This window comes from Paenibacillus sp. FW126-R14 (assembly GCF_058789495.1).
This window is the reverse complement of the sequence record NZ_JBYTBS010000030.1, coordinates 40,626-56,235: the sequence shown is the minus strand read 5'-3', so window position 1 is coordinate 56,235 and position 15,610 is coordinate 40,626. Positions and strand designations below refer to the sequence as shown.

9 protein-coding genes are annotated in these 15,610 nt (G+C 45.3%); all 9 read left to right on the top strand.

Annotation, left to right across the window (positions count from 1 at the left end; translation table 11 throughout):
• Window positions 1-173: 173 nt before the first annotated feature.
• The 9 genes from AC3WRW_RS18955 (at window position 174) to AC3WRW_RS18915 (ending at window position 15,510) form a co-directional block, all read left to right on the top strand.
• On the top strand, window positions 174-734 hold the full coding sequence (locus AC3WRW_RS18955) for a YdcF family protein (protein WP_492547865.1): 561 nt from the start codon (window positions 174-176) through the stop codon (window positions 732-734).
• A 285-nt stretch (window positions 735-1,019) separates the two neighbouring features.
• Entirely contained in the window at window positions 1,020-2,753 is a 1,734-nt protein-coding gene (locus AC3WRW_RS18950) for an extracellular solute-binding protein (RefSeq protein WP_492547864.1), read from the top strand.
• A gap of 66 nt (window positions 2,754-2,819) precedes the next feature.
• Entirely contained in the window at window positions 2,820-3,722 is a 903-nt protein-coding gene (locus tag AC3WRW_RS18945; protein WP_492547863.1) for an ABC transporter permease, read from the top strand.
• Window positions 3,723-3,735: 13 nt separating this feature from the next.
• Window positions 3,736-4,662 carry a carbohydrate ABC transporter permease gene (locus AC3WRW_RS18940; RefSeq protein ID WP_492547862.1) on the top strand — a complete coding sequence of 309 codons (927 nt, stop codon included), beginning with the start codon at window positions 3,736-3,738 and terminating at the stop codon, window positions 4,660-4,662.
• Window positions 4,663-4,752: 90 nt separating this feature from the next.
• Entirely contained in the window at window positions 4,753-6,507 is a 1,755-nt protein-coding gene (locus AC3WRW_RS18935) for a sensor histidine kinase (RefSeq protein WP_492547861.1), read from the top strand.
• A complete protein-coding gene (locus tag AC3WRW_RS18930) occupies window positions 6,500-8,119 on the top strand; it encodes a response regulator transcription factor (protein ID WP_492547860.1) in 1,620 nt (539 codons plus the stop codon). Before AC3WRW_RS18935 ends, AC3WRW_RS18930 begins: the two co-directional genes overlap by 8 nt.
• A gap of 23 nt (window positions 8,120-8,142) precedes the next feature.
• Window positions 8,143-9,657: a glycoside hydrolase family 43 protein gene (locus AC3WRW_RS18925; protein ID WP_492547859.1), complete on the top strand. Its 1,515-nt coding sequence runs from the start codon at window positions 8,143-8,145 to the stop codon at window positions 9,655-9,657.
• 74 nt (window positions 9,658-9,731) lie between these two features.
• Complete coding sequence (locus AC3WRW_RS18920; protein ID WP_492547858.1) at window positions 9,732-11,384, top strand: response regulator; 1,653 nt, start codon at window positions 9,732-9,734, stop codon at window positions 11,382-11,384.
• Between the two features lie 433 nt (window positions 11,385-11,817).
• Window positions 11,818-15,510: a carbohydrate-binding protein gene (locus AC3WRW_RS18915; RefSeq protein WP_492547895.1), complete on the top strand. Its 3,693-nt coding sequence runs from the start codon at window positions 11,818-11,820 to the stop codon at window positions 15,508-15,510.
• Window positions 15,511-15,610: the final 100 nt, after the last annotated feature.

The following is a 15,610-nucleotide window of genomic DNA, read 5'->3' as shown; positions in this document are numbered from 1 at the left end:
AAAGCTTCATGAAAAGTCGCATGTGATGCGGCTTTTTATTTTATGTTTTTTTGACATTCCTGGCGGCCGTTCTAAAAAACGGATAGCGGTGTAATCTTGGTTACATGAGCAACTCACGTTTATTAAAATATTTCATATAGTGAAATAGAGTGGTATAGAAGGGAGGTTTCTATATGTCTTTTCCATTTGACTGTATTAGTGATTTTATGTTTTTCGAAACCGAGCTGGGTCATTCGGATGTAATTTTAGTTCCAGGTTCAAGACATCCGCAATTAATGGAAAGAGCCGCAATGTTATATCAACAAGGTATCGCTCCATGGATCCTGCCTTCTGGTGGTGTCACCCAACATTTTGAAACGACGGAATGGGAGTTTTTGCGAAATGTAGGAGTGTCGTTAGGCGTTCCACCACAAGCAATACTTCAGGAAGATAAAGCAACGAATACTTTTGAAAATGCGCGATTCTCTTTAAAAGTGTTACAAGATAAAGGGTTAAATCCTAAAAAAGTAGTGTTGGTCTGTAAAAACTATCACGCTCGTAGAGCCCTTTTAACCTATCAAATTATTTTTCCGAGAGAGACCATTTTTTATGTGAGTCCAGTAATTGACAAGACAGGTACTTCCAAGGATAACTGGTTTCTAGATGAAAATAGAATAAGATACGTAATGAATGAGCTTGAGAAGGTAGGGAAATATTTCAGGCCCAATATTCTCCAAATTGGATCAAATGGCTGATTACGATATCCCCATATCCATCCATCCCCCTGGTTAAAAGCATGGGTTTACACACAAATAGACCGTCAGGATTTCCCTGATGGTTTTTCTTATTGTTTTGAGGCGAAGGGGGAGTTGTGTCAGAGGCGACAAACTCATCTTATGATTGCGCTTACACAATGACAACGGTTGGTAAGGAAAGTAAAGAGTTGCACATTGTTCGGTTCTTGTGTGAATTCTATAATGAAAATATAGCACAGCATCGCTGTGATGATATTTTTAAAGACTAGGAATTGGGGGATGTATATGAAACAAAAGAAGCGCAAAGTGAAAGCGTTATCCTTTTCCATCTTAGCAATGACTACGCTATTGTCGGCGTGCAATGGCCAAGACGAATCGAGGGGTACTGGGCAGAAAGAGGCTGTAAAAGAAGCGGTGAGCACTGCCGGAACCAATGATGTGAAAGGTGCAAATGCAGACCCGCTTGGCAAGTATGATCCGCCGATCGACGTGACGTTTGTTCGAAATCTCAGTGATGTCGTGGAAAATAATGTGCTCGGTGTGCTAAAGGGCGAAACGTTCGAAAATAACCGCTGGAGCCGTCTATACAAGGAACAGTTGGGCATCAATATTAAAAACAGTTGGGTCGTTAAGGGCAGCGATACTTCAGATCAATACTTGCAGAAACTCAATGTGACTCTAGCTTCCGGCGATTTGCCTGATGTGATTCCTGTCAATGCAACGCAATTGAAGCAATTGGCCGATTCCGGCCAAATTGAAGATATGACTGCCTTATACCAGAAGTATTCTTCCCCGTTAACCAAAGAAATCTTATCGCAAGAGGGGAGTAGCCCTTTCGATGCTGCTACAATCGAAGGCAAACTGATGGCGATCCCGCAGGTCGATTCTTCGATCGAACGCGCCATGTTTATCTGGATCCGTACGGATTGGCTTCAAAAGTTAGGGCTGCAGCCTCCCAAGACGATGGCTGATGTGCAGGCGATTTCGAAAGCTTTTGCGGAAAACGATCCTGATGGTAACGGAAAAAAAGATACTTTTGGCCTTGGATTAAACAAAGGCTTGTGGGGCGGAGCCATGGGATTGGAAGGGTTCATGGCCGGGTACAAGGCTTATCCGAATATGTGGCTCTCCGACCCATCCGGTAAACTGGTCTTCGGTAGCATTCAACCGGAAGTGAAGAAAGCGCTTCAAACTTTGCAGGGCATGTTCAAGAACGGAGAACTCGATCAGGAGTTCGGTATTAAAGACGGAGGCAAGGTATCCGAGCAGATCGCCGCTGGAAAAATCGGCATGGAATACGGCGAACAGTGGAATTCCATTTGGCCGCTTCAGTTGAACAAGAACAACGATCCTAATGCACAATGGCGGGCATTTCCGATCGTTTCTGAATCAGGCGATATGCCCAAAGTGCCTCTGAAGTTCAGCACGACCAAGTTTTTTGCGGTTAAAAAGGGATTCAAGCATCCTGAAGCTGTTATTAAGCTGTTTAATATGCATCTCGAGAAAAACTTTGGTGCAACGGCCGAGTTTGACAAATACTACGCACCGCCGGAAGCCGAGAGCGTGTGGCAGCTGTCCCCGGTAACGCCATCTCCGGTGAAAAAGAACGTAGAGGCATTTAGAGCGATCGATGCAGCCCGAAAAGCCGGCAACTTCTCGACATTGAAAGGGGAAGCCAAGACTATTCAGGAGAAGATAGAAGCTTTCAATTCGGGATCTAAAGAAGGGTTTGCGCTGTGGGGATGGGAGCGCATTTATGGTCCGGAAGGCTCTGAAGGGATAGTCGATCAATACGATAAAAATAATCAATTCTTGATGGATAAGTTTGTGGGTGCGCCTACGCCTACGATGGTCGAACGTAAATCGACTTTGGAAAAGTTAATGAATGAGACTTATACCAAAATTATTATGGGCGCGTCCATCGATGAATTTGATAAATTTGCAAAAGATTGGGCGAAATTGGGCGGAGAGCAAATGACGAAAGAAGTAAATGATTGGTACATGACAACGAAGAAGTAGCAACGGGCAGAGGAGGATTGCTCTTCCTTCCTCTGCTTATTTTGCTTCATATAAGGGAGGTTGAGTATGAGAACGAGCAAACTATGGAGAGAACTTCCGCTGCATCTGATGATATTGCCGGGACTGGTACTAATTGTTCTATTCTCGTATGTCCCCATGGCAGGAATTATTATCGCGTTTCAGAAGTTCATTCCAGCAAAAGGCCTCTTCGGTCCTCAGCGATGGATCGGTTTGGATAATTTCAATTATGTTATGAACCTGCCCAGCTTTGCTCAAGTGCTCTGGAATACCCTGTTTATTTCAAGCCTTAAGCTTATTCTGGGGTTAATCGTGCCGATCGTATTTGCCATTCTTCTCAACGAGTTGAAAAATCAGGTAATTAAAAGAAGTGTGCAAACGACCATTTATTTACCTTATTTCCTCTCTTGGGTCGTCCTGGGCGGCATACTCATCGATATTTTATCGCCTTCAGGCGGTATTGTTAACGAATTGTTGGGTGCGCTTGGTTTTAAGAAAATATTTTTTCTTGGGGACAATCATTGGTTTCCGTTCACTCTCGTATCTTCGGATATATGGAAAAACTTTGGTTATGGGACTATCGTTTATTTAGCGGCAATAACCGGCATAGATCCCGGTTTGTATGAATCTGCTACGATTGACGGCGCAAACCGTTGGCATAAGATTTGGCATATCACCATTCCCGGTATGCGTATGGTCATCGTTTTGCTGTCTGTATTAAGCCTTGGACAGCTGCTGAATGCGGGGTTCGATCAAGTGTTTAATTTGTATAGTCCACAAGTGTATCAAAGCGGCGATATTCTGGATACTTTTGTATACCGAATCGGTTTGTTGGATGCCCAGTACGGTGTCGCAACAGCGGTTGGATTATTCAAATCACTAGTTTCACTCATTCTGATATCTAGCTCTTACTTTGTTGCATATCGGTTCGCGAAATATCGCATTTTTTAGGAGGAGGAAAACTATGGTACAGCCATCATCAAGATCAGCGTCGGACGCATATATTCGGGTACCCAAAAGTCGAAGGCGGCTAGAGTGGTTTTCCGTTCTGAATAGTTTCTTTCTCATATTGGTGTCGCTGATTTGTATCCTTCCGTTAGTCCATATCGTCGCCGTCTCATTTAGTTCTAGCACTGCAGCAGCAGCAGGTCATGTGAAACTGTGGCCGGTCGATTTCACGTTGGCGTCCTATGCTTTTACGGCTAGCCGGGAAGCGTTCTGGCAATCCATGCTGGTGTCCTTGGAGCGTATTGCGATCGGTACGCCATTAAATTTGGTGTTAACGATACTCGTTGCATTTCCCTTGTCCAAAGAATCGACAACGTTCCGCATGCGAATGGTTTATGCTTGGATCTTCTTTATGACGATGCTCTTTCACGGCGGCTTAATTCCTTGGTACGCCACTCTTAAACAGTACAATCTGTTAGATACGATTTGGGCGCTCGTCCTGCCAGGCGCTGTTCCCATTTTCAGTGTTGTCCTACTGCTGAATTTTTTTCGAGAGGTGCCGAAAGAACTGGAAGAGGCGGCTGTCGTGGACGGCGCGAGCTACTGGACGACTCTGTGGAAAATTTATGTGCCAATCTCAAAACCGGCTCTTGCAACGCTTGCTTTATTCTCCATGGTAGAGCATTGGAACAGTTGGTTTGACGGCCTTCTGCTTATGGGGGACCCTCGTCATTACCCGCTTCAAAGCTATATTCAAACGATTGTCATTCAACAAAATTTAACGAATATGTCACGTGACGAAGCGCTGAATATGGCTCTTATTTCCGACCGAACACTGAAAGCATCTCAGATATTCCTGGGCTCGCTTCCTATTATTATGGCGTACCCGTTCCTGCAGAAGTATTTTGTGAAAGGGATTGTGCTTGGAAGTGTTAAGGGGTAAAAGGAGCAGGCTGCATACATGACAAAAATGCTTTAGGAAGCTTTCATACTTTCAAGCTATAATGAAAGAAAAAAGTTGGAGGCTTGGCCCTTGATTAACCGTCAACCGTTTTCTCTGCGAAACACGATTTTCCTTCGGCTGCTCAGCACTTTTTTGATGATCATACTGCCCATTATTTTATTTGGCATCTACCTGTATCACTGGATCGTTCAGACGGCAAGCGAAGACATTTCCAAGACAGCAATATCTCAGATCACCTTCTATCTTACCGATCTTGAGAACGAGGTGGAAAGGATGAAGCTGCTGCAATATGGCATTCTTGAGGATGAGGACCTCAATGAGATGTCGCTGACTTGGAATACGATGGATGTGTTTAAGCGCACTGAGAAAATTAATTCGCTGCGTAAACGGCTCTACGTGATTGAAAACAGCTCTACGTATATCAAAAATGTGAGTGTACATATCTATCCGCTATCCAAAACCATTTCGTCTGCCACGGGACCTCGTGAGCTCGATACCCATCGCTATTATGGTCTTCCTTCAGAATTAAACAGTCGAAACAATGGGATTATTGAGTGGAACGGAGGACTATACTTAAGCGTGGCGAAGCAAAGTGCAACCTATGGAAATCCACCGCTGTTCATTATTGAAATCGAGCTTGATCAACAAAAGCTTCAGGAGGCGTTAAGCCAGTTTAACACATACACCGGAAGCGGAACATTGATGATAGCGGATAAAACCGGTCTCATTCTCAAGAGTGGTTCCATAGAGCACTTGCAGCTGGATATGACTGCTGTACAACAAACAAAAGAATCTCAGATTTATAACACAGGAACATTTACGATCTCGGGAAGCCACTATAATACGGCTGTAGCAAGCTCCGAGTATTTGAAAATGTCAATTTACCGCTTCATTCCGGAACAATTGTTTAAAAAGCAGCTGGACAAGTTTTATATGTGGGCCTGGTTGTTTATTTTTGCAGCCATTGTGATTATAGGGGGCTATGCATTTTATACCTACAAATTTATTCATAAACCGCTGTTGACACTTGTTAAAAGCTTTCGACGTATGGAAAATGGCTATCTTGACGTTAACATCCAACATGAATCTAAGGATGAATTCGGTTACTTATACAGCCGTTTCAACCAAATGGTAGTCAATCTTCGTTCTTTGATCGATCAAGTCTATAAACAGAAAATTATGGCGCAGCGGGCGGAACTGAAGCAGCTTCAATCGCAAATTAACCCGCATTTTCTATATAACAGCTTCTTTATTCTGAAAACGATGGCGAAAATTGGAGATGTTGAACGAATTGAGCATTTTACAACACAGCTCGGCGAATATTTTCAATTTGTAACACGCAATGCATCCGACGAGGTTCTGCTCAAACAAGAAATTCACCATGCCAGAATGTATACAGAGATTCAGGAGCTGCGCTTCTCGCGGCGCATTCGAGTGCAATTCGACTCCCTTCCGGAGGAAATCGAGCAGGTGTCATTGCCTCGTTTAATTGTCCAACCCATTATTGAAAACGCATTCGAACACAGTTTGGAACAAATGAAACATAACGGATGTATTGTTATCCGATTCGAGATCGAAGAGGCAGATATCCGCATCGTAGTGGAGGATAACGGAGAGACTTTAACGGACAATGGATTGCAACTTATTGCCGATTCCTTGAATAACGGTGATGATTATATGGAAACGACAGGTTTGGTGAATATTCACCGCCGTTTGAAGATTACGTTCGGTGAATCATACGGTCTGGGTGTTCATCGAAGCGAGCTTGGGGGATTGAAAGTAATGATTTGTTTTCCCTTGAAAGGGGGTGTCGCTCATGATTAGAATGCTGATCGTTGATGATGAGGAGATCATTACAGATGGGCTATTTGATGTATTTAGCCAACTGAATCTGGATCTTGATTTATATAAAGCTTACTCCGGCGAAGAAGCGCTGGATTGGATGAATAAAACGAGAGTTGACATTGTGTTATCCGATATCCGGATGCCTGGAATGGACGGGCTTGAGCTCATGAAAAGCATTCGAAGCACTTGGCTGCATTGCAGAATCATTTTTTTGACAGGGTACAATGACTTCGATTATATCTATGAAGCGACTCAATCGCCGGGGGTGAGTTATCTCCTAAAGAGCGAAGGTTACGACAGAATTATTAAGGTGGTAACCGATGCCATTCGTGAACTGGAAAACAGTTTAAAATTTCATCATCTCATTCAGCAGTCGAGAGAGAAGCTTACTACGCTTGAGACACTCGCTCAAGGTAACTATTTCAGGTATTTGCTGCAGGGCGCGCGATCACCGGAGGAGCTAGAGGTAGATTTTCGTAAACTGGGCATTGCGCTTGATCCTTCTTTGCCTGTCCTTGTGGCGGTAGGTGACCTGCAGTGTACAGACATGCATCATTCGTTTGCCGAAAGTCAGGAGACAGCTCTTGCCGTAAAATTTTTGGCGGAGACGTTCCTTGCGGAACGAACGAATAGTCTTGGCATTATTGACCGTTATGGCGGCCTCGTCTGGCTCATTCAGCAGACGAATGGCAATGGAGCGGGATCTGGCGAAAGCTGCGCTCATACCGTAATGTTTCTAGAAGGGCAATTTGAGCTTATGCAGCAAGCTTGTATGGAATCTTTGGGACTTACGTTTGCCGTTACGCTTTGCGCTGACCCATGCTATTGGATGCAGCTTAACGAGGTGTATGACCGAGTGAGAAGTCAACAGTATTGGCGAGCGGGCGACGGTGTTCAGATGGTCCAAACGGTTAGCTTTGAACCGGTCGAGACGGCAGCTCATTCACGAACACTAAGAGAGAAGGCGGAGTCTTTGGCGCATTATCTTGAAGGTGGAGGTAGAGAGGGATTTCTCCATCTGTTTAACGAGCTGAAGGAAACGGCTTTTGATGAACCCGGAAACGGGGGACCTTTTCTCATAGAACTTTATTATACAATTGCGCTGCTCCTTTTATCGTATATAAACCGTTGGGAGCTGCATGACAAGGTTGGAACAACGGGTCTTATGCAAAGAGATTTGCATACTTCTTGGCACGATAGTTTCAAGTTTTTGCATAATATTGCCGAGTCCTTATTTGATCTCCGAGTGAGTGTTGAACGCAATAGGGCAAGTGCAGTGATTGAGAAAGTCCGTTCGTATATCGACGAGCATATTGGCGAGGACTTGTCTCTCGTACGTTTAGCCAGTGTGATACATTTCAACCCTTCCTATTTATCACGGCTTTTTAAACAGGAAAGCGGCGTTAATTTATCAGAGTATATCGATGAAGTCAGAGTGGATAAAGCTAAAGATTTGCTTAAGCAAGACGTGCTGAAGATCGCTGAAGTGGGTGCTCGGGTGGGGTACGAAGCCCCGCATTCTTTTACTCGTTTTTTCAAGAAATCCACTGGCGTTACGCCGTTGGAATATCGGGAAATTTTAAGGAAATAAGATCCGTGGTGGGAGAGCTGTCAATGAGAAAAACGATCATAACGAATCCGGTTATCTGGGCGGATGTACCAGACCCGAGCGTCATCCGGGTAGACAACGTTTATTACATGGTCAGCACTAGCATGCATTCGATGCCAGGCTGCCCGATCATGAAATCGGAAAACCTAATGGATTGGGAGCTTGTAAATTACGTCCTCGAGACGTTCGAAGACAACGACGCCCACAATTTGCTGGACGGCAAAGGCATCTACGGCAAAGGCTCCTGGGCTGCAAGTTTGCGTCATCATAACGGACTGTACTATGTCAGCTTCTCAAGCAACGATATGAACACTTACTATGTGTATCGAACCAATAACATCGAGGACGGACCGTGGGAACGATTCACCATTCAGGGGCTTCACCATGATCCGAGTTTGCTGTTCGACGACAACCGCGTATTTGTTTTTCATGGAAACGGCGATATTCGTATTACCGAGTTGACGACCGATGCAACAGCCCTCAAGCCCGGCGGTGTCAATCAGCTGTTGTTCGAGACAGAACGCAGTGGAATTGGACTCCGGTGCGAGGGCTGTCATGCGTATAAGCTGAACGGGTTTTATTACTTATTTTTCATCGAATGGCCGAACACGGGAAACCGGCGCCGCAGACAGTTGGTTTATCGTTCGCGTGAGCTTCTTGGGCCCTATGAGCGCAGGGTGCTTCTCGATGACGACATGGGTTACCATAACAAAGGCGTCGCACAGGGGGGCATCGTCAATACACCTGCCGGAGACTGGTATGCCGTGCTGTTCCAGGACCACGATGCGGTAGGTCGAGTTCCATGCGTGCTGCCCGTTACCTGGGAGAACGATTGGCCGGCCATCGGTGTGGAGGGAAAAGCTGCGGTGTCCTTTGAAACGGCTCTTCCGGGTTCAATGCCTAAATCGCTCGTGGTCAGCGACGATTTCATGTATACCGACAATAGGCTCGTCCTCAATTGGCAATGGAATCATAATCCGGACAACGTCCGGTGGTCCGTAACAGAGCGGCCGGGTTGGCTGCGTTTGAAGACGGGTCAACTTGCCAGCAGCGTTGAATATGCCCGCAATACGTTGACGCAGCGGACAGAAGGTCCAGGATGCACCACTTCGACGATGATCGATTCGGAGGGGATGAAGCCGGGAGACCGCGCCGGACTGGTGGCACTGGCATCCGATTTCGGTACCGTCGGCATTCAGGCGAATGAGAGAGGAGAGCGCCGTGTCGCCATGTGCGTCAAAGGGGAGGATGGCTGCGAGGAAACGGTCGAGTGCCTGGCGTATGATGGCGGCCGGATCTATTTGAAAATCCATTTTGATTTCGTTGAAAGCGCGGATACGGCTTATTTTTACTATTCAAATGACGGGGAAGACTGGAAGTCCATCGGCCAGCCCCTGCAGATGAAATATACGCTTCATCATTTCATGGGTTATCGGATCGGACTGTTCAGCTATGCCACGAAGGAAAGCGGAGGTTATGCCGACTTTGATTACTTCCGTTATGTAAAACAAATCCGCTAGAATGGCAAATGAAGCGAAAATTTGTTCGGTATATTTTCACTCTTCTCAATCCAATGAAAAATAGGTGAGATGTTATGAAAAAGGTCATGCTTGTAGACGATGAAATTCTGATCCGGGAAACAATTCGGGATTGCATCCAATGGGAGCAAGAGGGCTTTATTTGCTGCGGAGAAGCCCCCGATGGGGAAATGGCGCTAACGTTAATCGAGCAATTACGTCCCGACATTGTTATTACCGACATCATGATGCCCTTTATTAACGGACTGGAATTAAGTGCAATCCTGCGCGAACGATATCCGGACGTGAAAATTATTATTTTAACGGGACATGAGGATTTCGGTTATGCAAGATCGGCTTTGCGAATGGGGGTCCACGATTATTGTCTGAAGCCGATCCGTGCCTCAGATCTCATCGAGCTTCTGCGTACTGTCAGCGAAGTGATCGACAAGGAGCGTGAAATTAAGGCAAGCATTGACAGGCTGAAGCTAAGAGAGAGGCAGAAAGCGGAACATTCGCGCGAGAAACTGCTCAATGATCTGTGCAGCGGTTTTATCACAACGGTTGAGGCCATACAGTTCGGAGCAGCATTATCGCTTAATTTGCAAGCGCGGTACTATGCTGCCGTTATTTCAGATGTTCGAACGCTTGAAGATGAGCCGTTATCGGAACTCCTTACAGCAACTCAAGTAGATAATGAGCTGCTTCAGCGATTTCTGCAAGCTCTCGATCACAAGGAATGGTTGCAATTCAAGCGAAGCAGGACCGAGATCTGCTGGTTAATCAAAGGAGATACGCTGGAACAAATCAGGAACGAGCTGGATATTTTCAAGGAAATACTCCATATAAGTTCCGAGCAGGGGCCTGCTTCCACGGTATCGATCGCTTTGGGTATCGGAAGCGTACAGGAACGGCTTATGAACATTCACCTTTCTTTCCTGGAAGCAGCCGAGGATATGCACTGGAGGCGTTTGTTAAGGCAAAACCGTATTACGCTCTGGGAATCGATCCCAGCATCTATGGAGCATTATGTTTTCTTGGACCGTGCTGGGTTTGTGAATTTTCTTAAAGTAGGATCACCTTCGCAATTGCCTTCCTTCATTGAGGAAATCGCATCGGCATTGAATGGAATGAAGTGGACCTCGGCCTCTATCGGCTATTATCTTCTTAATGATTTGACATTGGAAGTCTTCCGTTCTGCGAAGGACATGTACCGGCATCGGGATGCGCCAGAAGAAACACTTCAGCAGCTGCAGCAAATTCTTACAAAGGTCCGTTCAACAGATGATGCAATCCAGTATTTGACCATCCTTACGAATCAATTCTGGACTTGGCGTTCGCAAACTAACGATAAATATGGTGAAATGCTCAGGAGTGTCAAGGAGTATATCCATGCTAATTACAACAATGATACCTTCTCGCTTCAAGATGCTTCAGAGCATGTCAAGATGAGTGCTAGCCATCTAAGCAAAGTATTTAGTCAGGAAACAGGTCGTACCTTTATTGAGTATTTGACGCACTTTCGCATACGCAAAGCGATGGAGCTGTTTAAGACGACTTCGTTCAAATCGTTTGAAATCGCTTTTCTCGTTGGTTATAACGACGCTCACTATTTCTCCACACTGTTTAAACGTATTACTGGAATGACCACCAGAGAATTCAAGAAAAATGGGAATGTTGAAAGCATCCTCTTTGTCATGGAGCGGAATGAGGCTGAACAAATGATTTAGTCTTAATAATAAAGTTGGCATAGGGGAAGTCACTCGTCATTTGTTTTTATGTCGTAAAGTATGATTAATTTATTTATTGTATGCGTTTTCAATTGCCAAAAAATTCGACTTTAATACTAAATTATTCTATTCAACTTCCACTTTGTGAAAGATATACTGATGATGAATTAGCTGAGGAGAGGAAGCTAACTTATTAGGAGAAAGCAAATAATGACAAGAGGAGGTAGAGGGAGGCGGCGAGATTAGGTAAGTGTCGTTAATAATGTAAGCGTTTTATAGATTGTGTCAAGTATTATAGTGTTAGGAAAAAATCTACTTTGTTTGATACAAAATGTTTCAACCCCGGAAGCGTGTACAATTTTTGCGCTTTTTAGAATCAAAAATATTAAAAGATGGAGGTTGCTCGATGAAGATATGGAGTAAATTGGTTGTGATGACGATAGCTTTAACTCTAGCACTCACTTCAAGCCCAATTGCGGCAAGTGTAGAGGCTGCGTCAGCTTCCGTCACGCCAGCATTGGCTAAAACGCCTGGCAATAGCAATCCGCTATTTACGCAAAAGTTTGGTGCCGATCCATTTGCCATGGTTTATAACGGGCGAGTATATGTTTACATGACAAATGATGTACTAGAGTATAATACCGACGGGACAATTAAAGATAACGGATACGGTAAGATCAATAAGATTACGGTTGTTTCATCCGATGATATGATTAACTGGACGGATCACGGAGAAATACCTGTAGCCGGTCCACAAGGTGCGGCAAAATGGGCTAATAATTCCTGGGCTCCGGCAGCTGCACATAAAACAATCGATGGCAAGGAGAAATTCTTCCTTTATTTCGCCGATAATGGAAGTGGTATTGGTGTGCTCACAGCGGATAGTCCGATCGGTCCATTTACTGATCCAATTGGAAAGCAATTGGTAAGTAGAAGTACTCCTGGGGCTAGCGATGTTACATGGCTGTTTGACCCTGCGGTGCTGGTTGATGATGATGGCAGCGGTTATTTATATTTTGGCGGGGGCATTCCGACAGGTAAGGATGCTGATCCGGGAACGGCACGTATTGCAAAGCTTGGGGCGGATATGATCAGCTTGGATCTGGCTGCCAGTGGCGGAACGCTTGTACGCATGAATCCGCCATGGTTGTTTGAGGATGCGGGAATCCACAAATACAACGGAAAATACTATTACTCCTATTGCACTAATTTCTCTAGCGGACATCCGGCGGATATCCCTACAGGCGCTATTGCTTATATGGTTAGCGACAACCCGATGGGCCCATTTACCTTTGTCAAAACGATACTGCCTAACCCTTCCACCTTCTTCGGTGTTGGAGGCAACAACCACCATGCTATCTTTGAATTCAACGATCAATGGTATATCACATACCATGCACAGACTCTTGCAAAGGCTATGGCAGAAAGCGGGACGGTCCCACAACTGGGGGGTCAACCCCATGGGTACCGCAACGCACACATCAATAAGGTTAGTTTTGATGCAAACGGAGTAATCCAGAATATTACTGGCGATTATAAAGGTGTCCCGCAGATCAAAAATTTTGATCCTTATACAAGGGCTGAGGCTGAAACGATCGGTTGGAATGGAGGAATATCCACTGAAAGCATTGCCGAACCCGGAGGAATGGTAAGCAGCATCAATCTGGCAGTTGGCAGCATAGACGATGGGGACTGGACAGCAGTATCCAAAGTTGATTTTGGGACTGCTGGTGCTGGAACATTTACAGTTAATGTAGCAAGCGCTACGGACGGCGGCAACATTGAGCTGCATCTAGATAGTGCTGACGGCACATTGATCGGGACACTGCCTATTTCCAACACAGGCGGAGAAAATAGTTGGCGTACAAAAGCAACAAGTGTTTCCGGTGCTGCAGGTATCCATGATCTTTATATGGTATTCAGGGGAGCATCAACAGGCAATCTCTTCAAGGTAGACTATTGGCAATTCGGGAAAAAGAGCGCTGTTCATGAGCTTGCTGCCATTAACGCATCCGTCGATAAACATAAGCTTGATATTGTTTCCGGGACTAACAAGGCAAGTATGAAGGTTACCGCCATATACACTGATGGAACCAGTGAAGATGTTACGTCTCAGGCAGCTGCATTACCAGCACAAAGCGGCATTGTAAGTGTCAGCAACGGAGCTGTAACCGGAGTGGGATATGGCTCAACAAGCATTACTGTTAGCTATGGCGGAAAAACAGATACACTGAATATGCTTGTAAAAGACTTGAACAGTGAATTGACAGTAAAGAAACTTACGGCAGATAACAGCGCTGTATCGCTGTGGACCGGAGGTACGAAAAACTTCTCCATAACTGCTGAATATTTTGACGGCCGGACAGAAGACGTAACAAATACCGCGACCTACAGCAATCCCCACCCGGAAATTGCAGAGGTGGCAAACGGGAAGATTACGGCTAAATCTAACGGTATAACCAATGTTATTGTAAGCTTTAAGGGCGTGTTGGGTAACACTGTAACAACCCAATTAACGATAACCGTTACTAAGCTGACTGAATTGCTTGAAAATGGGGGATTTGAAGCTGGATTAACCCCATGGACGGTTAATGATACAGCGACTCTTTCAGTATCGGATCAAGTTTTTTACAGCGGCTCGCATAGTCTAAATGTCACCGGCAGAAAAACAACAGGCTCCGGTCCCAAACAATCCGTTGACGGAAAAGTGAAGGCTGGTGTGACCTATAAATATTCCGCTAAGGTGAAATATGACTCCGGTCCTGCTACAAGACAATTTAATCTCACGATTAGAAATGAAGATCCAGTAAATATGTCTGAATTAGATACATCCTGGTGGCAGTATAAAGATTTTGGGCGGGCAATGATTACGAAAGGAGTCTGGGGGACAATTGAAGGAACAGTTACAGTCCCAGCTGATGCCAAATTTAGCAGACCGGCCATTTTCGTTGAGACATCTTGGGTTCAATCACCTAGTGCAACTAATGATTTAATGGATTTCTATGTCGATGATGTTTCTTTCCTGGACACGACTGCACCGACAACGGTACTGGCAACAAGCGTTTCAATAGCTCCTCCAGCGTTGAATTTGAAAACCGGCGCTACTGGAACATTGACAGCAACAGTGGCTCCCGAGAATGCAACCAATAAGAGTTTGCTATGGTCATCCAGCAACAATGCCGTCGCAACGGTTGATCAATCGGGGAACGTTACGGCAATTGCCGCCGGTACGACAACCATCACGGCAACGGCCCAAGACGGGTCGGGTAAAACGGCAGCATCGCAGGTCACGGTGACATTGCCTGAGAGTGCCGTTCTTCAAGGCCCGGCAGAAGCTTTTAAAGGAGCAGCCTTTGACCTGAATTATGGGCTAAGCGGCATGACTCAAAACATTTATGCTCAGGACGTAACGTTTACCTATGATCCGAGTCAGCTGGAATACGTATCTGCCGAGTCCACGAAACCGGATGAAGTTGTGATTCTAGACAAAGCTCAGAAACAAGGGGAAGTTCGGTTCATTGCAGTTACTCTCGGACAAAATGCCCGTCTTGACGGTAACCTTTTGAAGCTTCATTGGAAGGCGAAATCAGATACACCTGCTTCCGCTTCTACGATATCTTTATCTAAACTTGTCATTGCCGATGAAGCCGGTTTTGAAAAAGAAATAAGTGGCAGCTCTCACACGGTTCAGCTTAGCAACGTCGTCATTGATAAGACTGCACTCCTTGCATTAATAGCGGATGCTCAAAACAAACATGATGAAGCTGCTGAGGGAACGGGTGCTGGCCAGTATCCAGCGGGCTCTAAAGCAGTGTTGCAGGCAGCTATTGACCAAGCGAAAGCTGTTGCAGATAACACGACTGCGACTCTGCTGCAGGTAGAGCAGGCTATGAATGAACTAAGCTCAGCCTTGCAAGCGTTTGTTGATTCAATAGTTCGTGCTCAACCAGGCGATGTGAACGGGGATGGTCGTTATTCGGTGGGTGATTTGGCTATCGTTGCAGCCGCCTATGGCAAAACCTCAGCTGATCCGGACTGGTCCAAGTACAAGAACTTGGATTTGAACAACGACGGCAAGATCGACATTGAGGACCTTGCGATAGTAGCTATGAAAATATTGGATTAGGGTAACATGTAAAGATTCTGATACAAAATGTTTCAAACGACAAAAGAGGGTAATCGTTGCGGCCCTCTTTTGGGAGTGAAAGAAATTTTATTTTGTTTGG